Source organism: Haloarchaeobius lipolyticus (assembly GCF_051208015.1).
Classification (GTDB): Archaea; Halobacteriota; Halobacteria; order Halobacteriales; family Natrialbaceae; genus Haloarchaeobius.
Window position 1 is genome coordinate 314,023 of sequence record NZ_JBPKGF010000003.1, and the last position, 23,793, is coordinate 337,815.

At 65.0% G+C, this 23,793-nt stretch carries 21 protein-coding genes; 11 read left to right on the forward strand and 10 right to left on the reverse strand.

Going from position 1 to position 23,793, the window contains the following annotated elements; genetic code table 11:
- Positions 1-21: 21 nt before the first annotated feature.
- Positions 22-489 (reverse strand): pyridoxamine 5'-phosphate oxidase family protein, encoded by a 468-nt coding sequence (locus tag ACSC1Y_RS11380; protein ID WP_435334964.1) that lies wholly within the window; start codon positions 487-489, stop codon positions 22-24.
- Positions 490-797: 308 nt separating this feature from the next.
- On the opposite strand from ACSC1Y_RS11380, the gene psmA reads away from it, so the two are divergent.
- The 3 genes from psmA to ACSC1Y_RS11395 all read left to right on the forward strand — a co-directional run bounded on the left by psmA (position 798) and on the right by ACSC1Y_RS11395 (position 2,805).
- Positions 798-1,544, forward strand: coding sequence for an archaeal proteasome endopeptidase complex subunit alpha (psmA, locus tag ACSC1Y_RS11385; protein WP_435334965.1), 747 nt, complete (start codon positions 798-800; stop codon positions 1,542-1,544).
- Positions 1,541-2,230, forward strand: coding sequence for an archaeal proteasome endopeptidase complex subunit beta (gene psmB, locus ACSC1Y_RS11390; protein ID WP_435334966.1), 690 nt, complete (start codon positions 1,541-1,543; stop codon positions 2,228-2,230). Before psmA ends, psmB begins: the two co-directional genes overlap by 4 nt.
- Before the next feature lie 113 nt (positions 2,231-2,343).
- A complete protein-coding gene (locus ACSC1Y_RS11395; RefSeq protein WP_435334967.1) occupies positions 2,344-2,805 on the forward strand; it encodes a luciferase domain-containing protein in 462 nt (153 codons plus the stop codon).
- A gap of 35 nt (positions 2,806-2,840) precedes the next feature.
- On the opposite strand, the gene ACSC1Y_RS11400 is transcribed toward ACSC1Y_RS11395, so the two are convergent.
- The 3 genes from ACSC1Y_RS11400 to ACSC1Y_RS11410 all read right to left on the reverse strand — a co-directional run bounded on the left by ACSC1Y_RS11400 (position 2,841) and on the right by ACSC1Y_RS11410 (position 5,881).
- Positions 2,841-3,710, reverse strand: coding sequence for a DMT family transporter (locus tag ACSC1Y_RS11400; RefSeq protein WP_435334968.1), 870 nt, complete (start codon positions 3,708-3,710; stop codon positions 2,841-2,843).
- Between the two features lie 141 nt (positions 3,711-3,851).
- Entirely contained in the window at positions 3,852-4,442 is a 591-nt protein-coding gene (locus ACSC1Y_RS11405; RefSeq protein ID WP_435334969.1) for a 50S ribosomal protein L15e, read from the reverse strand.
- A gap of 233 nt (positions 4,443-4,675) precedes the next feature.
- A complete protein-coding gene (locus ACSC1Y_RS11410) occupies positions 4,676-5,881 on the reverse strand; it encodes an MFS transporter (RefSeq protein WP_435334970.1) in 1,206 nt (401 codons plus the stop codon).
- Positions 5,882-6,092: 211 nt separating this feature from the next.
- On the opposite strand from ACSC1Y_RS11410, the gene pdhA reads away from it, so the two are divergent.
- Positions 6,093-7,199 carry a pyruvate dehydrogenase (acetyl-transferring) E1 component subunit alpha gene (pdhA, locus tag ACSC1Y_RS11415; protein ID WP_435334971.1) on the forward strand — a complete coding sequence of 369 codons (1,107 nt, stop codon included), beginning with the start codon at positions 6,093-6,095 and terminating at the stop codon, positions 7,197-7,199.
- Positions 7,200-7,261: 62 nt separating this feature from the next.
- Here pdhA and ACSC1Y_RS11420 read toward each other — a convergent pair whose 3' ends face one another.
- Positions 7,262-8,287, reverse strand: coding sequence for a deoxyhypusine synthase (locus ACSC1Y_RS11420; RefSeq protein WP_435334972.1), 1,026 nt, complete (start codon positions 8,285-8,287; stop codon positions 7,262-7,264).
- A gap of 51 nt (positions 8,288-8,338) precedes the next feature.
- Between ACSC1Y_RS11420 and ACSC1Y_RS11425 the strand changes: the two genes are divergently transcribed.
- Both ACSC1Y_RS11425 and ACSC1Y_RS11430 read left to right on the forward strand, forming a co-directional pair.
- Positions 8,339-8,920, forward strand: coding sequence for a DJ-1/PfpI family protein (locus tag ACSC1Y_RS11425; protein ID WP_435334973.1), 582 nt, complete (start codon positions 8,339-8,341; stop codon positions 8,918-8,920).
- A 151-nt stretch (positions 8,921-9,071) separates the two neighbouring features.
- Positions 9,072-11,960 (forward strand): PAS domain-containing protein, encoded by a 2,889-nt coding sequence (locus ACSC1Y_RS11430; protein WP_435334974.1) that lies wholly within the window; start codon positions 9,072-9,074, stop codon positions 11,958-11,960.
- A gap of 142 nt (positions 11,961-12,102) precedes the next feature.
- Here the strand turns inward: ACSC1Y_RS11430 and ACSC1Y_RS11435 are convergent, their stop codons facing one another.
- From ACSC1Y_RS11435 to ACSC1Y_RS11455, 5 genes are all read right to left on the reverse strand, one after another.
- Positions 12,103-13,359 (reverse strand): MFS transporter, encoded by a 1,257-nt coding sequence (locus ACSC1Y_RS11435; RefSeq protein ID WP_435334975.1) that lies wholly within the window; start codon positions 13,357-13,359, stop codon positions 12,103-12,105.
- Between the two features lie 45 nt (positions 13,360-13,404).
- Positions 13,405-14,070 (reverse strand): helix-turn-helix domain-containing protein, encoded by a 666-nt coding sequence (locus tag ACSC1Y_RS11440; RefSeq protein ID WP_435334976.1) that lies wholly within the window; start codon positions 14,068-14,070, stop codon positions 13,405-13,407.
- A gap of 93 nt (positions 14,071-14,163) precedes the next feature.
- Positions 14,164-15,402: a trans-sulfuration enzyme family protein gene (locus ACSC1Y_RS11445; protein WP_435334977.1), complete on the reverse strand. Its 1,239-nt coding sequence runs from the start codon at positions 15,400-15,402 to the stop codon at positions 14,164-14,166.
- 398 nt (positions 15,403-15,800) lie between these two features.
- On the reverse strand, positions 15,801-16,709 hold the full coding sequence (locus tag ACSC1Y_RS11450; protein ID WP_435334978.1) for a serine/threonine-protein kinase RIO2: 909 nt from the start codon (positions 16,707-16,709) through the stop codon (positions 15,801-15,803).
- 379 nt (positions 16,710-17,088) lie between these two features.
- Positions 17,089-17,832: an IclR family transcriptional regulator gene (locus tag ACSC1Y_RS11455; RefSeq protein WP_435334979.1), complete on the reverse strand. Its 744-nt coding sequence runs from the start codon at positions 17,830-17,832 to the stop codon at positions 17,089-17,091.
- Positions 17,833-18,159: 327 nt separating this feature from the next.
- Here ACSC1Y_RS11455 and ACSC1Y_RS11460 point away from each other — a divergent pair, with 327 nt between their 5' ends.
- From ACSC1Y_RS11460 to dgoD, 5 genes are read left to right on the forward strand one after another with little or no spacing between them, the layout of a single operon-like run.
- Complete coding sequence (locus tag ACSC1Y_RS11460) at positions 18,160-19,533, forward strand: ABC transporter substrate-binding protein (protein WP_435334980.1); 1,374 nt, start codon at positions 18,160-18,162, stop codon at positions 19,531-19,533.
- Between the two features lie 15 nt (positions 19,534-19,548).
- Positions 19,549-20,568: a carbohydrate ABC transporter permease gene (locus ACSC1Y_RS11465; protein ID WP_435334981.1), complete on the forward strand. Its 1,020-nt coding sequence runs from the start codon at positions 19,549-19,551 to the stop codon at positions 20,566-20,568.
- Entirely contained in the window at positions 20,561-21,508 is a 948-nt protein-coding gene (locus ACSC1Y_RS11470) for a carbohydrate ABC transporter permease (protein WP_435334982.1), read from the forward strand. The genes ACSC1Y_RS11465 and ACSC1Y_RS11470 overlap by 8 nt, the downstream gene beginning before the upstream one ends.
- A gap of 4 nt (positions 21,509-21,512) precedes the next feature.
- On the forward strand, positions 21,513-22,643 hold the full coding sequence (locus ACSC1Y_RS11475; protein ID WP_435334983.1) for an ABC transporter ATP-binding protein: 1,131 nt from the start codon (positions 21,513-21,515) through the stop codon (positions 22,641-22,643).
- Positions 22,644-23,792: a galactonate dehydratase gene (dgoD, locus tag ACSC1Y_RS11480; protein ID WP_435334984.1), complete on the forward strand. Its 1,149-nt coding sequence runs from the start codon at positions 22,644-22,646 to the stop codon at positions 23,790-23,792. It abuts the gene before it with no gap.
- Position 23,793 lies beyond the last annotated feature (1 nt).

Consider the following 23,793-nt stretch of genomic DNA (forward strand, 5'->3'; position numbering starts at 1 on the left):
GCTATCGTAGCTGACGAGCTGTCAGTCGTCTCGGGCTGTCTCGTCGGGTGTCGCTGCGTCGCCTGTCCGCCGACCGGTTATCTCGGTGGGGCGCAGTTCCCAGAACATCGGGGTGAGTTCGCCGACATCCTCGCCGAAGACGCGGAGTGGCTGGTACCGTTCGTTCACTTCCGCATCCGAGAGGTCACGCGACCGGACGAGCTCGCCACGGACGACGATGCTCCACGAATCGTCCGGTCCGTCCGTCCCGTAGAGGACGAGCGACGCCGTCTTGGTCGCCTCCGCGAACGCCATCTTCTCGCTCCCCTCGTGGTCGGCCAGCCGGATGCAGACGTAGCCGTCCGTTTCGCGGTAGCTGTACGAGATGGGGACGGCGTATGCGTCACAATCGTCGGCCAGCGACAGGACGCCGTGACCTTGCTCCCTGAGTCGCTGGGCGACCTCGTCTTCGTCCATACCGAACGTGTAGACGTACTCGACGTGTTCCATGTCGTCTGATACGACGCGCGAGCCGATGGGTTTTCGCACGGAGCTGTCACCACTGCGTCCGAACAGGAGGCCCTGAACGCGGCGGTTGTCTGGCGGTGTTGGAGCAGTCTCTCGCTTGCGACGGAATCGGAGCCGTTTCGGATGGGACCGTGGTACCCTCTGATTCGGGTTGCCGAGTGCGGCGGTATTATGAGTCTGGGGTTCTTCGGGTCGACTACGTAGCGCCGTCCCCTGTTTACTATCGAAGTTTCGAGGGGAACACAAAAGGTACTTAAAAAGTGAACCCTTACCTCAGGTAAAGCCAGACAATGCAAGGTCAAAACCAGCAGCAGGCGTACGACCGGGGCATCACCATCTTCTCCCCGGACGGTCGTCTGTACCAAGTCGAATACGCACGCGAAGCGGTGAAGCGTGGGAGCGCGAGCGTCGGGGTACGAACACCGGAGGGTGTCGTCCTCGCGGCCGAGCGGCGAAGTCGCTCGCCGCTCATGGAACGCGATTCCGTCGAGAAACTGCACAAGGTCGACAACCACATCGGCATCGCGAGCGCCGGCCACGTCGCTGACGCACGCCAGCTCATCGACGTCGCCCGTCGGCAGGCACAGGTCAACCAGCTTCGGTACGACGAGACCATCGGGGTCGAGACGCTCACGAAGCACGTCACAGACCACATCCAGCAGTACACTCAGACCGGTGGGGCACGCCCGTTCGGCGTCGCACTGCTCGTCGGTGGTGTCGAGAACGGGACGCCGCGTCTCTTCGAGACGGACCCGTCGGGAACCCCCTACGAGTGGAAGGCCATCGCCATCGGCGGCAACCGCGAGGAGATCCAGAGTCACCTCGAGGAGAACTACTCCGACGATCTCGAGCTCGAGGCCGGCATCGACCTCGCTATCGAGGCCATGGCACGCTCCAGCGAGGACGGCTTCCCCGCGGAGGGGCTCGCCATCGCGACCATCGACACCGAGACCGGCCAGTACCGCAACCTGACCGTGGCAGAGATAGAAGAACGCCTGCAAGAACTCGACCTCCTCTCGGAGGGTGACGAAGAATGAGCCTGGAGAACACGAACCCATACGAGCCGGAACTCGGCAACGCCGAGTGGAAAGAACAGAAGCGAGACGAGGACACGGTCAACAAGACCGGGACGACGACCGTCGGCATCTCGACCGACGAGGGCGTCCTCATCGCGACCGACCGCCGTGCCAGCCTCGGCGGCCGCTTCGTCTCCAACAAGAACGTCGTGAAGGTCGAGCAGATCCACCCGACGGCCGCGATGACGCTGGTCGGCAGCGTCGGCGGCGCCCAGTCGTTCATCCGCTCGCTCCGCGCCGAGGTCAATCTGTACGAGACCCGCCGTGGCGAGAACATCAGCATCCCGGCACTCGCGACGCTCGCGGGCAACTTCGCCCGCGGCGGCCCGTTCTTCGCGATCAACCCCATCATCGGCGGGGTCGACGAAGAGGGCAGCCACGTCTACTCCATCGACCCGGCCGGCGGTGTCATGAAGGACGACTACACCGTCACCGGCTCAGGGATGATGGTCGCCTACGGGCTGCTCGAGGGCGAGTGGCACGAGGACATGACCATGGCCGAGGCCAAGCGCGCCGCGGCACGTGCGGTCCGCTCGGCCGCCGAGCGTGACACCGGCTCCGGCAACGGGCTGGTCCTCTGTGAGGTCACGTCCGACGGCGTCGACATCCAGGAGTTCGACGGCTTCCCGGACGAAGACGAGCTGTAGGTTCGCTGCGCGACCGTCCGCGACGAACCGTTCGACTTTTCGACGCGAGTACCTCTCAGTTACCTGCTACCCCCGACGAGTTTCCTAAGACGGAGTAACGCCTCTGTTACCACATGAGCGACGTCGTCACTCCGCAGGATTCTGGAGAACAGTTCATCGCCGCCATCCGCACCGAGGTGTCCGCCTGGCCCGGAGTCACCGACGGTGACCACCGTGATGGCGGCAGGGAGTTCCACCTCGGCACCGCCGAACTCGGTCACATCCACCGGTCGGGCCTCGTCGACGTGGAGTTCCCCAGGTCCCTCCGCGACGCGGTCGTCGAGGACGGTATCGCAGCCCCTCACTCGCTCGCGCCGCACTCGGGCTGGACCTCGTTCCGGCTCGTCGAATCGGCCGACGTTCCCCTCGCGGTTCGGCTGTTCCGTGTCTCATACCTGGGTAGACTCTTCTCGCGGGCGCACACGCACGTCGGCCGGTCGGTACTCGAAGAACTGGACCTCGACAGCGAACTCGCTTCTCTCCCCCCGTCAGTGGCGGAGGAACTCTCGTCGAACCTGCCGGAACCGACTGCCTGAGTCGGTGTCGAGTGCTCATCACGCACCTCTCTTCACTACCCGAGCGAGATGAGTGCCACGCCAGTGACCGCGACACACGCCGCGGCTAGTCGGGTCCGGAAGCGGGGTTCGTCGAGGAGGACGCCGCCGAGTATCACCGCCACGACCGCCTGTGCGTTGACGATGGGTGAGGCAACGCTCGCCGGGAGCGTGGTGAACGCGACCGCGACGACGTGCTGACCGAGTGCGACCATCGCGCCGACCGCAGCGAAGCGCGTCCAGTCCGCGGCGGCCATCGCCAGATCCTCGTGTCCCCATGCGAGCGGAGCGACGGCGACCGCGGTCGTCGCCATCATCACGACGACGAACGCCGCCGGGTCGACGGCGAGTTCCTGCATGATGTAGCGTTTCCCCACGTCGACGACGCCGAAGATGGCCGCACTCGCAAGCGCGAACTGTGCAGGTCGGGCGGTCACCGCCCGCCGAATCGGCGTCACGAGCTCGCCGGGTTCGTAGTTGGCGAGGTAGAGAGCGACGGTCACGACGACGACCCCGAGTATTTGCCAGACCGAAAGCGAGGTCTGCGGGAGGACGAGCAGCTCGATGGGAAGGACGAAGGCCGGGACGACCTTGCTGATGGGGGCGACGTAGCTCACCTCGCCGGTCTGTATCGCCCGGAAGAACGCGAACAGTGCGGCGACGACGGCGAGGCTGACGGCGACGGTGGTGCCGAGCGCGTACGGGGTGGTCGGGACAGGAACGCCTCCGGTCGTGACGACCGCGACCGGGAGGTACCAGACCAGTGCCGCGACGTAGACGGCGAACAGGTAGACCGGCGTCGCGTAGTGGTCGAAGTAGCGCTTGATGACGAAGAGATAGGTACCGAAGAGCACCGCCCCGAACAGGGCCAGCGCGATTCCGCTCATTACGTTGGACTCCCAGGTCGTCGCGGATGAACCGTTCGATTCCCACAACGGGTGGGAGAGGGAGTCACGGACAGCAACACGATGTCGCTATCGACAGCGCAGTCGCTGGTCGACGCGAAGAAACGAGAGGAGTTCGGCTGCTTACTTGCCGCGGCCTTTGCCGGACGTGTTGGACGGACGGGTGTGCTCCGTACCCTTGCCCTTGAACGTCAGGCCACGGTTGCGCTTGCCGATGCTGGTGAGCCCGCGGAACGCGCGGTTCGTGTGCGCGTCGTCGCAGATCCAGTTGAGGTCGTCGTCGTTCTGGATGGCGGGGTGCTCGGGGTCCACGAGAATCACTTCGTGCCACTTCTGCGAGCCGTCCTCACCGACCCAGTACGAGTTGAGCACGCGGAGGTTGCGGTACTTGCGGGAGGCGCGCTCCTCGGCGATGCGCTGGATGTTCTTGCGCCGACCGATGCGGTTGACGCCCTGGCGCTTGGACCGGCGACCGGCCTTGTGACGCTGCTTGCGTGCACCACCCTTGCGGACGGAGACGCGAGCGACGACGATGCCCTGCTTGGCCTTGTAGCCGAGTTCGCGGGCCTTGTCGAGGCGGGTCGGGCGCTCGACGCGCTCGATGGCGCCCTGCTTTCGCCAGTCCTGCTTTCGCTGCCACTGGAGTTCGGCGAGTTTGCCGTCGTCCGGGTCCTTCCACGCTTCCTTGATGTGGGAGTAGAAGCTTCGTGCCATTGTGTATCACCACGGGCGTTTGCCGGTTCAGTTCGCGTCGGCGAACCACATTCCGATGACCTGCGGGCGGGAACCGCCGAGCAGGTGCCCACTGGTGCCCGTGTCTACCAGCGAGTTACGATACGTTTCCCAGTCTCGGTCTTTAAGGGTGTCGAACTGCGTCCGGGTGTGTTCCGGTGTGGCGAACTGGCCAGATGGGACGCTGGGCTCGCCGACCCACTGGCTCACCGTCCCTACTGACTCGCCCCGGCTCGACGACCGGTTCGAAGACGGAGGAAGACGGGGACGGTCGCGACCGCGAGCAGTATCTCGACCCCGCCCGCGGTCAGGAACGCCGCCTCGTAGCCGAACCGGTCCGCGACGGTGCCGCCGACGAGGACCCCCGCGAGGAAGCCGGTACTCCCGAAGGCGTTGAACCCGGCCATCGCCACGCCGCGGTCCTCGTCCCGGGCAAAGTCGGTGACGAGCGCCATCGTCGCCGGTGACATCATCGCGCCGACGACCCCGACGAGGACCATCGCGAGCCCGGCGAGCTCGACGGTGGGAGCGAAGCCGACCGCAATCACGACGACGCCGTAGAGCATCGACCCGGCGACGACGGGAACGGTCCGGCCGATGCGGTCGGAGACGACGCCGAAAGGGTACTGCAGGAGCGCGAACGGGGCGAAGAACAGCGCGAGGAACAGGCCGGTCGTTCCGGGGTCGAGCGAGAACACCTGTCTGAAGTAGAGCGTCCCGACGAGCGCGAAGAAACCGGCGGTGAGGCGGTCGATGAAGCCGAAGGCGTACGGGACGAACAGTATCGGCGTCTCTCTGATGCCCGCGAGCGCGGCCGCGATGGACGATTCTCGGCCGTCACCGACGACCGCCTTCCCGCGACCGAGGAGGGTCACGCTCGCGAGGACCGCCACGGCGAACAGGAGTACACCGGCCGCAGCGATGGGCACGAGCGGTCCGAGCTCGTACAGCTGGCCGCCGATGGGTGCGCCGAGAGCCGTCCCCGAGCCGATGGCGATACCGGCCGCGCCCATGTTCCGGCCGTGCCCCCCGTCCAGGTCCATCAGCATCGTCATCGCCAGCGAGAACGCGGCGATGGTCGTCGCGCCCTGCAGGAAGCGTATCGCGAGTGCCGCGGCGAAGGAGACCGAGGTCAGGCCGGGCAGGACGGCGAGCAGTCCGTAGCCGAGGCTCCCGCCCAGTGCACCCGCGACGACGAAGGGTGCACGTCGGCCCGTCGCGTCGCTGGCCGCGCCCCAGACGCCGGCGAAGGCGACGAAGGCGGCGAACTCGGCGGCGAGGAACCACATCCCCGCTCGGAGGGGGGTGCCACCGTCGAACTCGGCGACCAGCGTGTCGATGCCCGGGTAGAGGAGCACCTGGGCGAGCAGGACGACGAAGACGACGCTGGCGAGGACGACGCGGTCGCGACGACTTGTCACGCCTGCCCGTTGGGCAGGCACCTATGAATGTGCACGGGTTCGAGCAGACCGGTTGGCGTCCGAGTATCCGACGGATTTGGGCGGGTGGGGTGGACGGGATTCGGCGGTCCAGGTGTACCGGACCCGGAGATTTCGGCAGACGGGTTACGGCCGTCGCAGTACTTGCCGGCACCTTTATCGGCAAGTCGGTCGTCGTTTCGGCCAGCCACCAATGTCTTCGCTCGTCTCACCCGAATCCGACGACGACCTGTACCGCGTCCTCGACGCCGATGGTTCCCTCGTCGAGGGCGCGTCGGTCTCGATGGCGGACGACGCGTTACGCGACCTGTACGAGGACCTCAAGCTCGCCCGCCGGTTCGACCGGAAGGCGGTCGCCCTCCAGCGCCAGGGCCGGATGGGGACCTACCCGCCCATCTACGGACAGGAGGGGTCGCAGGTCGCGAGCGTCCACGCACTCGACGACGAGGACTGGCTGTTCCCGAGCTATCGCGAGAACGGGGCGATGCTCGCCCGCGGCGTCTCGATGTCGAAGAACCTGGAGTACTGGATGGGTTCCGAGTCAGGCAACGCCGCGCTCCGGGAGCGGAACGTCTTCACGGTAAGCAACCCCATCGCGACGCAGATTCCGCTCGCGACCGGGCTGGCGTGGGGTGCGAAACTGAAAGGCGACGAGCGGGCGGCGCTCGTCCATTTCGGCGACGGTGCGACCTCGGAGGGCGACTTCCACGAGGGCGTCAACTTCGCGGGCGTGTTCGACGCCCCCGTCGTCTTCTTCTGCAACAACAACCAGTGGGCAATCTCGGTCCCGCGCGAGAAACAGACGGCGTCGGAGACCATCGCACAGAAGGCGGACGCCTACGGCATCGACGGTATCCGCGTCGACGGGATGGACCCCATCGCGGTCTACGAGGTCACCAGGCAGGCGATACAGAAGGCGAAGGACCCGGGCGATAGACCGGCCCCGACGCTCGTCGAGGCGGTCCAGTACCGCCTCGGTGCGCACTCCACCTCGGACGACCCCGGCGTCTACCGCGACGAAGAGCGGACCGAGGAGTGGAAGCGGATGGACCCGGTTCCCCGGCTGGAGCGGTTCATGCGTGAGAGCGGCCGGCTGACCAAGGAGGACGTCGAGGCCATCGAGGCCGACATCGAGGAGCGAATCGACGAGGCGGTCGCGACGGCCGAGGCGGCCGAGACCGACCCGGCGAACATCTTCGCCCACGTCTACGCGGAGATGCCGCGGGCGCTGCGGGAACAGCAGGCGTATCTGGAGGAGCTGCGCGACGAGTTCGGCGACGACGTGTTGCTGGAGGACTGAAACTGCAAGCTACTGGACTCGAAGACTGAAACTACGGAGAAGATATCGGGTTCGGTCGCGGTTCAGTCGTCTGCTTCGACGACCTCTGCTTCTTCGTCGGTTGGCTCGGGCTCGTAGTTCTGGAATGCTTCCGCGACGAGCAGCGGGGTGACCAGCGTCGCTTCGGCCTTGACCTCGACGTGGTTGGTGACCTCCTCCTTTATCTTGCCCCACGAGACGGCCTCGTCCGGCGGTGCACCAGAGAGCGAGCCGTCACCCTCGACGCCCGTCGAGACGTAGACCGCGTAGTCGGCGCCGCCGCGGAACAGGTTCGTCATGATGGCGTGGTGCTTCGGGATGCCGCCGCCGAGGACGATGAGGCCGGTCTTGTCCGCGAGCAGGCCGTGCTCGATGAGGTCGTCGTAGTCCTCGAGTATCTCGATGCCGACCTCGCTATCGTAGCCCTGCTTGTAGTAGTAGAGGAAGTTGCCGACCTCGGCGTCGGTCAGCGCCGGACAGAAGATGGGGATGTCGTTGTCGGCGGCGTTCTTCAGGATGGAGTCCTCGTCGTCGAGCGTCTTCCCGAGCTCGTGGGAGAACTCGACGGGCGTGCGGACCTTCTTCTCGGCGAAGAAGTCCTCGAAGAACTCGTTGAGGTAGGACTCGAGCCAGACGTAGCGGTCCGAGGGGACGAAGATGTTGCCGAGCCGGTTGATGCCGCGCTCGCGCATCTTCGCCTCGTCGACGTCCCACTCGCCCATCTTGAACGGTTTCTCGGTCTTGATGACGTCCTCGGTGATGGAGCCGGAGGTGGTTATCATCACGTCGACGAGGTTCTCCCGGCAGAGGTAGGCGACCGTCTCGCGCAGGCCGGAGGAGACGATGTTCGAGGTGTAGGTGAGGTAGATGGTCGCGCCCTCGTCGCGCATCCGCTTGACGATGTCGACGGCCTCTGCGAGGTGGGTCGCCTGGAAGCCGGTGGTCGCGTACGATTCGAGCAGTTCGCCCAGGTCGAACTCGCCGGAGTAGTCGTAGCCGCGGACGTCAGGCGTATCGAGCTCTTCGTCCGAGCCGGGGATGACGTTCCCCTTGGTGTCGTCGTCGGTCATGTGCGCTAGCTCGAACCGGACCGATAAGAGGCTTACACTCCTAGTCGGGGTATGCGAGTCGCTATCTTGCTGTACGACGGCTTCGACGAACTGGACGCTATCGGTCCGTACGAGGTCTTCCAGACGGCGAACGAGCTGGGCGGCGACGTCAGCGCGTCGATGCGGACCGTCGACGACCGCGAGACGGTGACCGCCAGCCACGGCCTTCGGGTCGAGCCGGACGGCCAGTTCGACCCGGACGAGACCGATCTCGTACTCGTCCCGGGTGGCGGCTGGAACCAGGCCGCCGACCTGCCGGGTGCTCGTCGCGAGTTCGAACTCGGCACCATCCCCGAGCTACTGGCCGGCCTCGGCGAGGAGACGCGGGTCGCCAGCGTCTGTACCGGTGCGATGCTCCTCGCCGCGGGCGGGCTGCTCTCGAACCGCCCAGCGACGACGCACCACTCCGCGAAGGAGGACCTGTCCGTGTTCACGACCGTCCGGGACGACAGGCTGGTCGACGATGGAGACGTCCTCACCGCGGGTGGGGTCACGGCCGGGCTCGACCTCGCGCTCTACCTCGTCCGGCAGGAGTGCGAGCAGGGAATCGGCGAGGCGGTCGCCGACGAACTGGAGTACCAGCCCCGGGTGTAGCCCAGCGCCGACAGGACGCTCCGTTCTCCACGTCTGTTTCTTCCATCCCTGTACACCTCGATAGGTGATACGCGATGGTGGTACGGAACGACGTTCGAACCCGAAGGACGTAGGTAGGCTTTTTTATATGCATACTTCCCTCTGTGCGCGTATGACTGAACCGACGAAGGCGTCGGTTCGATGTCTCTACGTCGACCCTTCCCCCGCTGATGTGGTGGTCGAGCGGTTAGACGAGGTGGTCGATGGTGCCGTAGAGACAGCGCGTGGGTTCGAGGGTGCACTCGAGAGACTACGCGAAACCGACGCCGACTGCGTCGTAAGTCGCTATGACCTCCCTGGGGGGACCGGGATAGACCTGGTTCGGGCGCTTCGGGAGGCAGGGGACGGACGACCATTCCTGTTGTATACAGAGCGTGACGACGGGCAGACCGCCCGCGAAGCCGTTCGGGCTGACGTCACAGAGTACGTCCTCGACGAGGGGACTGCGTCGCTCGACGAGCTGAGCACGTTCGTCGACGAGGCGATCACGGGGGAGGTGGAACGCCGCCGTCGAATGTGGAACGACCAGCTCATCGAACGGGTGTTCGACTCGGCCCCGACGAGTATGATGGTCATCGACAAGGAGGGGTACATCAAACGGGCGAACCAGACGGCGACCGAGCGGTACGACTTCGCGTCGGACGGGACGCAGTCGGTCTTCGAAATGGTGAACCTGTACACCGAAGACGGCGAGCCCCAGGAAGACGACAAGCGGCCCGCCCTGAACGTCATGGAGACCGGCGAACCGCTCTACGACTGGCGTGGCAGGGCCGTGATGCCCGACGGTGACGAGCTCTGGGTCCGCTCCAGTGTCGTTCCGATAGAGAACGACCAGGGTGAGATAGAACGAGCACTTGTCTCGTTCGAGGACATTACCGACGAACGTGAACAGCGAAAGCGGCTCAAGACCCAGCGTGACGAGATCGAATCGGAGCTCACGGACGTCTTCGCCAGGGTCACAGACGCCTTCTTCGCCCTGGACGACGACTGGAACTTCACACTCGTCAACGAGCAGGCAGAACAGGTCCTCCAGCGAGACGCAGACGAGATACTCGGCCGGAACGTGTGGGAAGAGTTCCCCGAGGCTCGTGGTAGTACCTTCCAGAAGCAGTACGAGCTGGCGATGGAGAAACAGGAGGCAGTCCGGTTCGAGGAGTACTACGAGCCGCTGGACACCTGGTTCGAGGTCCGAGCGTACCCCTCCGATTCCGGGGTATCGGTCTACTTCCGCGACATCTCCGACCGGGTCGAACGGGAACGGGAGCTCAACGCGCGGCTCCAGCAACAGGGTGTGGTCGCAGATATCGGCCAACGTGCGCTGGAACTTTCGGACATCACCCCGCTCCTCGCGGAGACCGCAGAACGGGTCAGGGAGGCGCTGGACGTGGATGCCTGTGAGATTCTGGAACTCCGCCCCGATGGGCAGGGATTCAACCGGCAGACCATCGCGACGGACCGGAACCTCTCGGTCGGCGTCGACGTCCCGGCACTAACGATGGACGACATAGACGTCATGGAACCGCTCGGTGTCACGCAGTTCGGGCCTGACGCGGACCGCGAGCTCTCGGTGACGAAGGCGACGACGACGCTCGCGGTCACCATCGGGGCCAACGGTAAACCGTGGGGAATCATCCTGGCCCACAGTACCGAGGAACGGGCGTTCTCCACTGCGACGAGACGGTTCATGCGGAGCATCTCGACGATCCTGTCGGCGTCGATCGAACGACAGAACCACGACGCGGAGATATCCCGACAGCACGAGCGTCTCACGGCGTTGAACCAGCTGAGCGACGTGGTAACCGATATCAACCACGTCCTCGCGGACCAGACGTCGAGAGAGGCCATCGAGCAGATAATCGTCGACCGGCTCTCGGAGTCCGAATCGTACTCGTTCGCCTGGATCGGGTCGCCGACCGAGGACGGCCAGATTTGCGTTCGCGAGATAACCGGAGGGGCCGAGCTATCGAACGTCACCCTTCCCGTTGGAACCGACCCGCCGGGGCGCGCGTTCGAGACCGGAGAGATGCAGTTCGAGACGAACAGCCAGCTCACCGACGACGCGCCCATCCGAGACCGTCTCGATGACCTCTCCTACCAGTCGGCCGCGTCCATCCCGCTGGAGTACGAGGGGAAGATGTACGGCGTCCTCACGCTGTACGCCGACCGTCCCGACGCGTTCCTCGGGCGCGAACGACACGTCGTCGGACAGCTGGGCGAGATCGCGGGCCTCGCGCTCGGTGCCATCGAACGAGACGAGAAGCTCCGCGAACGGCGTCGCCAGCTCGAACACGAACGCGAGCGGCTCGAGTACGTCAACCGGCTGCTCCGGCACAACCTGCTGAACGGGCTGAACGTCGCCCACGCCCGTGCCGAGATATTGACGGGGTCGGTCGACCCGGACGTCGAGCGCCACCTCGAGACGGTCCAGACCCGGCTGGACGACATGATAGGCCTCGTGGAGACGATGCGCTCGCTGATGCGTATCCTCGTCGAGGAAGAGAACCACGAACTTCAGCCGATAGCGCTCGACGAGACGCTCCAGAAGGAGATGACGAAGGTCCGAACCGCGTACGACGAGGCACAGATCGTGCTGTCGGGGCCGCTCCCACCGGTCCAGGTCGCGGCGGACGAACTGCTCCCGGAGGTGTTCGAGAACCTGCTGGTCAACGCCATCGAACACAACGACAAGGACCGACCGGAGGTCGCGATACACGTCGACGACAGCGACGAGTCGATGGTCGACGTCCACGTCATCGACAACGGTCCCGGCGTTCCGGACGATATCAAGGACCACCTGTTCGAGAAGGGGAAAAAGGGGTCGCGTAGCAAGGGAACCGGCTTCGGACTCTACCTCGTCAAGGAGACGCTCGACGCCTACGGCGGGGAGATAGACGTGATAGACCGCGACGGGGGCGGCGCGGACTTCGTCGTCTCGCTCCCGCGCACGGAGAACCTGGGTAAGGCAGAATCAATGTCGACCGGCAATTCGCGCGCAGACTAACTAGGGTTCATCCCCCTCTCCACTCGTTCACTCTCGCTCTCCACTCGTTCACTCCCGCTCTCCACTCGTTCACCTCAGCTCTCCATTCCTCTCGCTTTCCCCCCGGTCGGCGGTGTTTCTCACCGCTTGCAACCGTTCCTCGCTACCAGTTCGTCAGTGCTTGCGGCCCCTGTGTGTACCAGAGCGACCCGAGGAACGCGAGCACGCCGGCCATCGCGGCGATGCCCCCGACGAAGAACACCCACTCCATGCCGACCTCGGTCATGAGGAAGCCCCCGAGTAGCGGCGCGCCTACGCTGCCTGGTCGCCAGACCAGTTCTCGCACGCCGAAGCTCGAGGCGACCCCGGCGCCGTCGGTCCCCTCGTCCGCGAACAGGGCCATGCTGGCCGGTTCGCGGAACGAGTCCGCGACGCCCAGGAGCATGTTCAGCCCGACGAGCACCGGAAACGCGGGCGAGAGCGTCCCGAGTACCGGATAGCTCGTTGGCAGCCCGAGCGTCTCGCCGACCACCGGTGAGAAGGGCACGAGAACGGCCACGGCGGCGTACATCGACCCGCCGAGGAAGACGAATGAAGCCCGGCCGAAACGGTCCGACAGCCTGCCGGTGTAGGGCTGGAGAAGCATGTTGGTCGTCTTCTCGGCGACGTAGACGACGCTCACCGCGAGTGCGACGTAGCCGAGACCACCCTGTGCCGCGGTGACGCCAGCGTAGATGGGGACCCACGTCCGGACGAGCGTCACGGCGACGGCGTACTGGGCGCGGAAACTGGTCAACGTGAGGATGCGGTCGTTGACCGCGAGGTCGGAGAACGGGAAGCCCTCGATGCGCGTCTCGTCCGGCGTGAGGTCGAGCCAGACCCAGAGTGCGGCGGCGGTCAACAGGACGACGACGATGCTGTAGACCGTCTCGAAGCCGAACCGCTGGTAGAGCGCCCCCGCGGACAGGGCACCGAGGATGCCCGCTGCGAGGCGGAACGCGTTGGCCCGGCCGATACGCTCTGCCCGTTCGTCGTACGACGCGAGTTCGCCGACGAGCGAGAGCGACATCAGTCCCGAGCCGGTGACGGCGATGCCCTGGATGCCACGGACGAGGACGAACTCGAGTTCCCGACCGCCGAGGAGTGAGACGGCCGCGAACCCGAGGTAGGCGACGACGCCGAGGCCGAGACTCGCGAGGAGGACCGCCCGTTTGTCGTACCGGTCACCAGCCCATGCGAGGGGGACGACCGCGAGGGTCTGTGCCGCGGTGAATCCGGTCGTGAACAGCCCGATGACGAGCCCGGACGGCTCGAAGATGTTGATGTACGTTGGGAGGAGTATCGCCAGCGATGCGAACCCGAAGCCCGTCGCGAAGCGAGTCAGGTAGAGCGGCCAGAATGACGGGTCGTCGTCGGTCACTGGGCGAGGTTCCGGGTGTCGGGTGCAAGTCCGTTCCGGTTCAGCTCAGAGGTGCTCGTCGAGCAGTCCGTCCATCGCTCGTCGGAGACGTTCCGAGGCGGTCTGGCGGGTGACGCCGAGCGCGTCGGCCAGGTCGTCGAGCGTCATCCGCCGGGGAACCTCGAAGTAGCCGCCCTCGTGTGCGAGCGACAGCGCTTCGCGGTCGGTAGCCGAGATGTCCTCCGACTCGTCGTGTTCGCCGGTCCTGGTCTCGTAGAGACGCTCGAGCTCGTAGGAGATGCCCGCTTCCTCGCAGTACTGGAAGAAGGTCGTCAGTGCCTCCTTGCTCGGTCCCTGGATGCGGTACCGCCAGCCGTTACCCTCGCTCTCTATCTGGAGGACGCGGAAGCCGAGGTCGCCGAGCACCCCCGCGAGGTGGATGCCGCTCTCGACACGGACACGGTAGACGCGGTGTCCCGGGAGCTCCGAGACGAGCGACGGTTCGCCGACGGTGGGGTCCTCCGCAATGGAGCGTTCGAACTCCCTGTAGTCGGTGTCGCCCGCAGTGAAGAAGAGGAGCCACTCCTCCATCGTCCCCGGTGCCTGCGCCGTTATCTCGACTGTGACCTCGGGGTGGCGGCCGATGACCTGCGTGAGCGTCAGCCCATCGTGGGAGACAGTCAGCTCCGCTATCGTCTCGCAGTCGGTGGCTGTGTCGGGATTGCGAGACATATCTGTGACGTATTATTGGTGCGTGATGGCTTGAAATTTCGGTTCCGAGGACCCCGCTTATATCTGGTCCCAGATCCAACAGGAATGGCCTCGTTACTGGCTCGGGACCGCGAGCCGGTCGGCGAGCACGGCGAAGCCGCGTTCGAGGTCGCCGACGAGGTCGTCGACGTGTTCGATGCCGACCGACACCCGGACGAGCGTGTCCGTGATACCGATCGCCTCGCGCTCCTCGCGGGGGAGCGGCTCGTGGGTCATCGCCGCCGGCAGTTCGATGAGCGACTCGACGCCGCCGAGCGAGACGGCGAGTGTGAAGTGCTCGAGTGCCTCGAGGAACGCCTTCGCGTCCTCGATGTCGCCGGCGAGTTCGAAGCTCAGGACGCCACCGTAGCCGTGCATCTGGTCGGTCGCCAGGTCGTGTTGCGGGTGACTCTCCAGGCCGGGGTAGAACACGCGCTCGACGAGCTCGTGTGATTCGAGGAACTCCGCGATGACCATCGCGTTCGCCTCGTGTTCGCGCATCCGGAGGGGGAGCGTCTTGATGCCGCGGAGGAGGAGGTAGCTGTCGAACGGCGACAGCATATCGCCGAGTCCGATCTGCTGGACGAACGTGAGCTGGTCGGCGAGTGCCTCGTCGTTCAGGACGACCGCCCCACCGACGGAGTCGGAGTGGCCGTTGAGGTACTTCGTGGTGCTGTGTGCGACGACGTCCGCCCCCAAGTCCAGGGGATTCTGGAAGTACGGACTCATGAAGGTGTTGTCGACCCCGAACACGGCGCCGTACTCGTCGGCGATCTCGGCGATGGCGGCGATGTCGCACATCTTCATCCGGGGATTCGTCGGCGTCTCCATCCAGACCAGCGTCGTCTCCTCGCGCATCGCGTCCGCGACGGTGTCCGTGTCCGTCGCGTCGACGAAGCTCACGTCGACGTCCATCCGCGACTCGAAAAGGTCCTCCAGCATCCGGCGCGTGCCGGCGTAGAGGTCGTCGAACGCGACGACGTGGTCGCCCGGCCGTACCACCGACATGACGACCGAGGCGATGGCGGCCGTCCCCGAGGAGAACGCCATCGCGTGCTCGCCGCCTTCGAGAGCGGCCAGTCGCTCCTCGAGGGCGTGACGCGTCGGGTTCGATAGTCGCGAGTAGACGAACTCGCCCCGGGATGGGTCGACGTCCTCGAGGCTCATCTCGGTGTCGAGCCCCGGAAGCGCGAACGTCGAGGCGAGGTGGATGGGCGAGACCACGTCACCGACCTGTGGCTCGCCGGGAGTGGCTTCCTCGCCGTGCGTGACCGCGAGCGTCTCGAACCGCCTGGGAGCGTCCCCGTGTTCCATGTCGAACGATGAGGACACAAATCGGCTAATAACTTTTCATACTCCAGTAATTTTTGCCGACGGGTGTATTATCGGCGCGAATCATGGACGTTCGCCGGACCACTGTCCAGCCAAGAGGGACGGGGGTGCCCCTCGCTGCTGATGTCACCGGGTTCCTCGGTAGGGTTCGTACGCGTCCGCACTCGACGTGGCCGGAACTCCGTCGGCGGAACCGGAACCCTGTTCCCGGCACATGGGAGCGGCGTCGATGTTCGAGCGAAACCGGATTTACTATCGCACCATACAGTTTATCAATGGGCCGGGGGCTTATCGGTCCGATGCGGTCGCTGGCGGTCTCGGCTGTCAGATGGCAGGAAAACCGGGTCTAAGCTGGCGGTTCGAACCGAACGTGCCCTGGTTCACTCGGCGTGGTCCCGAACGCTCTCGAACTCGGCGTCGACGATCGCCTCCGCGACGGACGACACGTCGACCGAGGGAACCTGCTGCGGGTACTTCCGGCGGAAGAAGCCCACGATGTTGTTCAGGTCCCGTTCGAGGAACTCCTCGGCGTTATCGTGATCGGTCGGGACCGCCTGTGGCCAGTCGAAGATGGTGATGCCTGACTCGGCGACGAACACGTTGTACTCGCTCATGTCCGCGTGGACGTACCCCTCGTGATACGCGGTGCTCATCTCCCTGACGACGAGGTCGAGCACGCCGACGACCTGTTCGTCGGGGAGCTTCGCGCGCGAGAGCTCGACGCCGGCCATCTTCTCCATCACTATGGCGTGGCGGTTGTGGTCGACGGGTCTGGGGACCGAGACCTGGGGGTACAGCCCTTCGAGCCGCTCGTACTCTCGCTCGGCGGCCTTGCGCGCGGTGTAGAGCCACGAGACGTGGTCTCGGTCGCTGGTGTAGTCGCGCTCGCGCATGACCTCGCGGAAGTTCGTGTAACCCTCCCGGTGGTACTTCAGCGCCATCGGCTTGTACGACTGGACCTCGTAGACGTCGGACTCCTTGCCGACGCCGAGCGAGGAGCCGAAGCCCTGGATGGTGTCGCGCTCTGCGAAGGTGTGCAACGCGAGGGCATCGTACCCCTCGGGCGTGAGCTTGTAGCCGACGTACTGGATGGTCTTTCGCTGGATGAGGTCGCGGTCGAGACAGCGGTCGATGCGGTAGTCGACGTTCTCGATGGTGAGCCGCGAGAACTTCGGAATCCGCTCTCGCTGCACCCACTCCGAGAAGCGCATCCCCTGCTCGACGCCCGAGAGCAGATAGAAGTCCTCCGGCTCGAGCTCGGCCATCAGGGGGGCGACGTTCTGCACCATATGGGCCAACGTAGCCGGCCGACCCGTAAAAGCGCCCCGCGTCGGGCCGGGGCAGCCGTGGTGAATCGTATATCACTATACAGAATCTGGTGTCGCGGCGACTCCCGTCGCATCGTCGATGAGCAACCGACGGAGCGGACGACAGTAGTCGCAGAGCCTCGCATGGTGAGAGCGGCGATACCGGTTCCGCCGAGTGGCCGTGGACATGTCAGAATCGATAGATGAGGATTCGCGGGGCGGACGCGCCGTTGCGTTCAGTGATGGTGAACAAAATCGTCGAGAGCCGGGTCGTAGCGGGACCCGTCATCTAGCGGTATACTCCTCAGGGAGCCGTTTACCGGCTCGTAGACATCTGTTCACCCACGGTGAACGACCCGGGTCAGGACGAGACGAAGTCGACCGTGACGGCGTTCGCACCGCTGATGACGAGACCGGGCATGTCCTCGTCGAGCCGTTTCCCGCTCATCCGGTCGACGGGGCCGGAGACGCTCAGAGCACCGATGACGGAATCGTCTTTCGTCAGTATCGGCGCGGCGACGCCCCGTCTGTCGGGATGGTGCTCTCCGCGGTCGAACACGAGGCGTTGGTCCCGAGCGGACCGCAACTGGGCGGCGAGTTCGTCACGGTCGGTTATCGTGCGATCGGTCCGGGCTTCGAGGTCGTCGTCGAGAAGCGTAGACCACTCGGCGATCGGCCTGTTGGCGAGAATCGCTTTTCCACCCGCACAGACGTGTAGTGGTGCTCTGTAGCCGTCACGAAGATCGTCGTCGACGTCCGCGCCGACGCAGTATGCGTAGACCGCGTCGCCACCCTCCTCGACGACGAGGCTCGCGGTTTCGCCGCTCGCGTCAGCCAGCCGCTGGACTTCGGTACGGGCGACCCGATAGAGTTCGTCGTGGGACCGTATCCCGGTCCCGAGCTCGAGAAACCGGAGGCCGAGCCTGTACGCGCCGTCTTCACGGATGGCGTAGCCCAGCCGTTCGAGCGTCTTACAGTGGTTGTGGACCGACCCCTTCGAGAGTGAGAGCCGCTCCGCCAGTTCGGTTACGCCCATCGGTTCCCCCGACGACAGCTCGTCGACGATGCGGAACGTCGTGTGTGTCGCCCCAACGGGATACTCCATGGGGTGACGTATCCACTCCCTCTTAATAGTGTTTGGCGACGCTGAACGATATTTCGTGATAGATGATGTGGGTTGGCGACGTGAGGTTCGGAGGAGATGCACTCAGAGGCATGCTACCGCCTACTGAACCGCAAATCGGGGTAATTCACAGGACACCTTCCGTTCACCGACAGTGAACGAGTGTAATTATCTGATTTTTGTATAATTGGAGAATAATGCACAGAATATCTGGTGAAAAACGCAAGAAGGGGCGGACTTCAACAGATTCCTACATTCTCAACAAAAGTATTAAGTATTCATTTTTCATGGCGTGTGACAGTGGTCCGCATGAGTCAGAAACAGCCACATCTCGACAGACGAAGCGTCCTCGCAGGAGCAGGTGCTGCCGGCCTCTTCGCCCTCGCCGGGTGCGTGAGCGTGGGCGGCGACGGCGAGACGAGCAGCGGTGGAAACGACGGCGGTGGTGGTGGTGGCAGCTCGACCGACGGCACCGCGAGTGGGCCGTCCGGGAAGATGGCCGACAGCATCGACGTGTGGGGCTGGGACGTCGCGGCGAAGTCCCTCGACCTCACCGACGAGTCCTACGAGAAGGAGCACGGGGGCGACGTCACCATCTCCCAGATCGGCCGCTCCGACATGAAAGACAAGTACAAGTCGAAGCTGCTCGCGGGCTCCGGCGCTCCGGCCGTCGCGATGATGGAGAGCGTCGACGCCGCCGCCTGGATCGATACCGGCGGCCTGCGCGACGTCTCCGGCTGGCTCGACGACTCGGTCAAGTCGAAGTTCGTCTCCGGGAAGTGGGGTCCCCTCACCAAGGACGGTGGCACGTACGCCCTGCCGTGGGACATCGGTCCGGTCGGCACCTTCTACCGGGAGGACGTGCTCTCGGAGCACGACGTCGACCTCTCGTCGGTCGAGACGTGGGACCAGTTCATCGAGGAGGGGAAGAAGCTACCCGACGACCGGTACCTTATCAATCTCCCGTCGAACGACTACGACGGCCTCTGGCGGATGCAGTACCGGCAGCTCGGCGGTCAGCCGTTCACCGAGGACGGCAAGGTCGCGTTCGACGACGACACGAGCGTCCGCGTCGCCCAGAATATCAAGGCCATCCACGACGCCGGCATCGCCGACAGCAAGGCGTCCTGGTCGAGCGCGTGGTTCTCCGCGTTCAAGAAGGGGACCATCGCCTCGCTGAACGGGGGCGCCTGGATGGAGGGAACCCTGAAGGCCGAACTCCCGAGTACCTCGGGTAAGTGGCGCGTGATGAAACCGCCGGCGTACGAGAAGGGCGGCAGTCGCGCGACCAACTGGGGCGGCTCGAACCTCGTCATCGCCGACCAGGTCTCCGATGCGAAAGCCCGCCGGGCGTGGGACTACATGCAGTACACGCTGGCGTCGAAGGAGATGCAGATAAAGATGTACAAGGAGTACGGCATCTTCCCGGCGTACAAGCCCGCCTACGAGTCGGACGAGTTCGACACGAAGAACGAGTTCCTCGGCGGCCAGCGTGCGGGTCGACTGTTCGCGGAGGTCGCACCGAACATCCCGTCGTACCGGTACACGGTCGATACGCCGGAGGTCACGAAGGCCATCAACTCGAACTTCAGCGACATGATCGCCGGGAAGGTGAGTCCCGAGAAGGCCGTCTCGAAGGCCGCGAAACAGGTCGCAGACAGGACCGGGCGAGACCTCGCCTGAGGCATCCTCCCTATAATGTCATTCGAGATACAAACTGACGAGCGGCAGGCATCTCCCCGTGAGCGTGCCGTCGACGCCTTCCGGCGACGGCGACAGCAGCTCACGGCGGCGTTCCCGAAGCTGCCGGGCGTGCCGTACTTCTTCCTGCTGCCCTTCTTCGTCCTGTTCGGCGTGTTCCTCGCGTTCCCCATCGCGTACACGCTGTACCTGTCGTTCTTCGAGTTCCAGGGCGTCGGCGGCGGCGCGTTGCTGACGTTCCACCTCGGCTTCACCGACTTCACCTTGCACGCTATAGCGGACCTGCGATTCGTGGGCCTGGCGAACTACGAGCGACTGCTCGGCGATACCCAGTTCCATCAGGCGATGTACAACACGGTGTTCATCCTGGTCGTGCAGGTCCCGCTGATGATCGTCGTCGCGCTCGGCCTCGCGCTCGCGCTCGACGCCTCGTTCGTGAAGGCACGAGGGTTGTTCCGGACGACGCTCGCCCTTCCGGTGTCGGCGAACCTCGTCGCGTACGCGACGGTGTTCGTCCTGTTGATGCAAGAACACGGTCTCGTGAACTACGCGCTCGGGATGGTCGGAATCGGGCCGATTCCCTGGTTCAGCGACGACTTCTGGTCGCGGATGACCATCGTCGGCGCGGTCACCTGGCGCTGGACCGGCTACAACATGATAATCCTGCTCGCGGGACTGCAGAACGTCCCGCGGCAGCTGTACGAGGCGGCCGAGATAGACGGTGCGAACCGCCTCGAGAAGTTCTGGTACGTCACCCTCCCACAGCTGAAGCCGGTCCTGCTGTTCGTGGTCGTCACCTCGACCATCGGGACGTTCAAGCTGTTCTCCGAGCCGCTCATCGTGAGCCAGGCCGGGGCCTCGGCGGAGGCGACCCGGACCATCGTCCAGTACATCTACCAGATGGCGTTCAAGCAGTTCCAGCTGGGCTACGCCAGCGCGCTGACCTGGGTGCTCATCGCCGTGGTGAGCCTCCTCTCCGTGCTCCAGATAAAGGCAGGAGGTGAGACCGATGCCTGAGCAGGCCGCACGACGCGAGTTCGCGTGGAAGCTCGCGACCTACCTGTTCCTGCTGGCGGCGGTGCTGGTGACGGTGGTCCCGCTGTACTGGATCGTCGTCGCCTCGACGCTACACGAGGAAGCGTTCCTCGCGGCGGGGAGTGCACCGAGTCTCATGCCCGGGACGGAGTTCCTCTCCAACTTCCAGGCGCTCCAGGAACGGGCGAGCGGCATCCGGTTCCTGAAGGTGAAACCGTTCGTCCTCTCGTTCGCGGTCGGAGGCGTTCCGGTCAGCGTGACGCTGATACCCGGCTTCGACGGGTTCGAACTCGGATTCCTCGGCGCCATCGGGAACAGCATCTTCATCGGCGTGGTCTACACGCTGCTGTCGCTGCTGCTCTGCTCGATGGCCGGCTTCGCGTTCGCGAAGTACGAGTTCAAGTACAAGGAGCCGATCTTCTACACCATCCTCGCCACGCTCGTTCTGCCCATCCAGCTGCTCGTCATCCCGCTGTTCCTGCTGATGTCGCAGGTCGGCATGACGAACACCTACTGGGCCATCGTCCTGCCGTGGGCGGCCAACCCGCTCGGCATCTTCCTGATGCGCCAGAACATGCGCTCGATTCCAGACGCACTGCTCGAGTCGGCACGGATGGACGGCGCCACCGAGTTCCAGCTGTTCTACCGCATCGCCCTCCCGACGATGAAGTCGTCGCTGGCGGCACTGGCCATCGTCCTGTTCCTTTTCCAGTGGAACCTGTTCCTGTTCCCGCTGGTCATCCTCGGACAGGACAAGTACACCATCCCGGTGGCGATCAGCGACCTCGTCGGCGCACAGCGGGTCTACTACGACCAGATAATGGTCGCGGCAGGACTCTCCATCATCCCCATATTCCTGCTGTTCCTGTTCCTGCAGAAGTACTTCGTGAGCGGCATCCTCGCGGGTTCGGTCAAAGAGTGATACAATGGCAACGATAGACATCGACACGTTACGGAAGGAGTTCGAAGACGACGACGAAGGCACCATCGTGGCCGTCGAGGGCGTCGACCTCACTATCAGAGACGGTGAGTTCCTGGTCCTCGTCGGCCCGTCCGGCTGCGGCAAGACGACCACGCTCCGGTGCGTCGCGGGGCTCGAAGACGTCACCAGCGGTAACATCTACTTCGACGACGACGAAGTCAGCGACAGTCGCGCTCGCGACCGGGACGTCGCGATGGTGTTCCAGAACTACGCGCTGTACCCACACATGAACGTCCGGCAGAACATCGGCTTCGGGCTGAAGCTCTCGTCGAGCCAGTCCTCGGCCGAGATACGGCAGCGGGTCGACGCCGTCGCCGAGATGCTCGGAATCGACGACCTGCTCCACAAGAAGCCCAAGGAGCTCTCCGGCGGGCAACAACAGCGCGTCGCGCTGGGCCGAGCCATCGTCCGCGAGCCGGAGGTGTTCCTCATGGACGAACCGCTTTCCAACCTGGACGCCAAACTGCGAGCCGAGATGCGCACCGAGCTGCAGGAGCTGCAACACGACCTCGGCGTCACGACTGTCTACGTCACTCACGACCAGACGGAGGCGATGGCGATGGGCGACCGTATCGCCGTGATGAACGACGGCGTCCTCCAGCAGGTCGGGACGGCCGAGGAGGTCTACCGCGACCCGACGAACGAGTTCGTCGCGGACTTCATCGGCTCGCCGAGCATCAACCTGTTCACCGCCGACGTATCGGGTTCGACGCTCTCCGGCCCCGGCGGCTTCGAGTACGAACTGGACGACGACTCCTGGGTCGACGGCTACGACCAGGTTCGCGTCGGCATCCGTCCCGAAGACCTCCACCTGACGGAGGGCTCGGGCAACGAGGCCGAGGTGACGGTCGTCGAACCGATGGGTAACGAGAACTTCCTCTACATGACACTGGCAGACGAAGAGCTGACGGCACGTATCGCGAGCGAACTCCGCCCGGACCCGGGCGACACGGTCACGCTGGGCTTCGACGAGGCCTCCCTCTATCTGTTCGACCCGTCGGATGGAGACGCGCTCAAGACGAAGACCGAGGCGACGGACGTCGAAGTAGCGGACCTCCGCGAGGGTGGTCGGTAGATGCGCATCGTCGACTACGAGCTGTACGAGGTACCGCCACGCTGGCTGTTCCTCCGGCTGGAGACGAGCGACGGTACCGTCGGCTGGGGCGAACCGGTCGTCGAGGGTCGCGCCCACACCGTCCGGGCGGCCGTCGAGGAGCTGCTCGACACGTACCTGCTCGGCAAGGACCCGAATCCCATCGAGGACCACTGGCAGACGATGTACCGCGGCGGTTTCTACCGCGGCGGCCCGGTCCTCATGTCCGCCATCGCCGGCATCGACCAGGCGCTCTGGGACATCAAGGGAAAGCGCTTCGGCGCACCCGTCTACGAACTGCTCGGCGGCAAAGCCCGGGACCGGGTTCGCGTCTACCAGTGGGTTGGCGGCGACCGGCCAGAGGGGGTCGCGGAGGCAGCGGCCGAGAAGGTCGACGAGGGCTTCACCGCGCTGAAGATGAACGCGACGGCCGAGATGCGCCGGGTCGACAACCCGAAGGCGGTCGAGGACGCCGTTGCTCGCATCCGGGCGGTCCGTGAGGCCGTCGGGGACGAGGTCGACATCGGCGTCGACTTCCACGGCCGCGTCTCGAAGTCGATGGCCAAACGGCTCGCCAAGGCGCTCGAACCGTACGACCCCTTCTTCGTCGAGGAGCCGGTCCTGCCCGAACACAACGACGCCCTGCCGGAGATTGCCCATCACACCACGACGCCCATCGCGACGGGAGAACGGATGTTCTCCCGGTGGGACTTCAAGGAGGTCTTCGAGTCGGGAGCGGTCGACGTGGTCCAGCCCGACGTGAGCCACGCCGGCGGCATCACCGAGGTGAAGAAGATAGCGGACATGGCCGAGGCGTACGACGTGGCGATGGCGCCGCACTGCCCGCTCGGTCCCATCGCACTCGCCTCCTGCATCCAGGTCGACGCCTGCGCGCCGAACACGCTCATCCAGGAGCAGAGCCTCGACATCCACTACAACGAGGGCAGCGACGTACTCGACTACCTCGCCGACCCGTCGGTCTTCGAGTACCACGAGGGCTACGTCGACCTGCCGGACGGCCCGGGGCTCGGTATCGAGATAGACGAACAGCACGTCCGCGCCAAGGCCGGCGACGTGAACTGGCACAACCCCGTCTGGCGCCACGACGACGGGAGCGTCGCGGAGTGGTAAG

Excerpts from the sequence above, each read along its gene's own strand:
- ACSC1Y_RS11380 (WP_435334964.1), bottom strand. The coding sequence starts at position 489 with ATGGAACACGTCGAGTACGTCTACACGTTCGGTATGGACGAAGACGAG.
- psmA (WP_435334965.1), top strand. The coding sequence starts at position 798 with ATGCAAGGTCAAAACCAGCAGCAGGCGTACGACCGGGGCATCACCATC.
- psmB (WP_435334966.1), top strand. The coding sequence starts at position 1,541 with ATGAGCCTGGAGAACACGAACCCATACGAGCCGGAACTCGGCAACGCC.
- ACSC1Y_RS11395 (WP_435334967.1), top strand. The coding sequence starts at position 2,344 with ATGAGCGACGTCGTCACTCCGCAGGATTCTGGAGAACAGTTCATCGCC.
- ACSC1Y_RS11400 (WP_435334968.1), bottom strand. The coding sequence starts at position 3,710 with ATGAGCGGAATCGCGCTGGCCCTGTTCGGGGCGGTGCTCTTCGGTACC.
- ACSC1Y_RS11405 (WP_435334969.1), bottom strand. The coding sequence starts at position 4,442 with ATGGCACGAAGCTTCTACTCCCACATCAAGGAAGCGTGGAAGGACCCG.
- pdhA (WP_435334971.1), top strand. The coding sequence starts at position 6,093 with ATGTCTTCGCTCGTCTCACCCGAATCCGACGACGACCTGTACCGCGTC.
- ACSC1Y_RS11420 (WP_435334972.1), bottom strand. The coding sequence starts at position 8,287 with ATGACCGACGACGACACCAAGGGGAACGTCATCCCCGGCTCGGACGAA.
- ACSC1Y_RS11425 (WP_435334973.1), top strand. The coding sequence starts at position 8,339 with ATGCGAGTCGCTATCTTGCTGTACGACGGCTTCGACGAACTGGACGCT.
- ACSC1Y_RS11430 (WP_435334974.1), top strand. The coding sequence starts at position 9,072 with ATGACTGAACCGACGAAGGCGTCGGTTCGATGTCTCTACGTCGACCCT.
- ACSC1Y_RS11440 (WP_435334976.1), bottom strand. The coding sequence starts at position 14,070 with ATGTCTCGCAATCCCGACACAGCCACCGACTGCGAGACGATAGCGGAG.
- ACSC1Y_RS11445 (WP_435334977.1), bottom strand. The coding sequence starts at position 15,402 with ATGGAACACGGGGACGCTCCCAGGCGGTTCGAGACGCTCGCGGTCACG.
- ACSC1Y_RS11450 (WP_435334978.1), bottom strand. The coding sequence starts at position 16,709 with ATGGTGCAGAACGTCGCCCCCCTGATGGCCGAGCTCGAGCCGGAGGAC.
- ACSC1Y_RS11455 (WP_435334979.1), bottom strand. The coding sequence starts at position 17,832 with ATGGAGTATCCCGTTGGGGCGACACACACGACGTTCCGCATCGTCGAC.
- ACSC1Y_RS11460 (WP_435334980.1), top strand. The coding sequence starts at position 18,160 with ATGAGTCAGAAACAGCCACATCTCGACAGACGAAGCGTCCTCGCAGGA.
- ACSC1Y_RS11465 (WP_435334981.1), top strand. The coding sequence starts at position 19,549 with ATGTCATTCGAGATACAAACTGACGAGCGGCAGGCATCTCCCCGTGAG.
- ACSC1Y_RS11470 (WP_435334982.1), top strand. The coding sequence starts at position 20,561 with ATGCCTGAGCAGGCCGCACGACGCGAGTTCGCGTGGAAGCTCGCGACC.
- ACSC1Y_RS11475 (WP_435334983.1), top strand. The coding sequence starts at position 21,513 with ATGGCAACGATAGACATCGACACGTTACGGAAGGAGTTCGAAGACGAC.
- dgoD (WP_435334984.1), top strand. The coding sequence starts at position 22,644 with ATGCGCATCGTCGACTACGAGCTGTACGAGGTACCGCCACGCTGGCTG.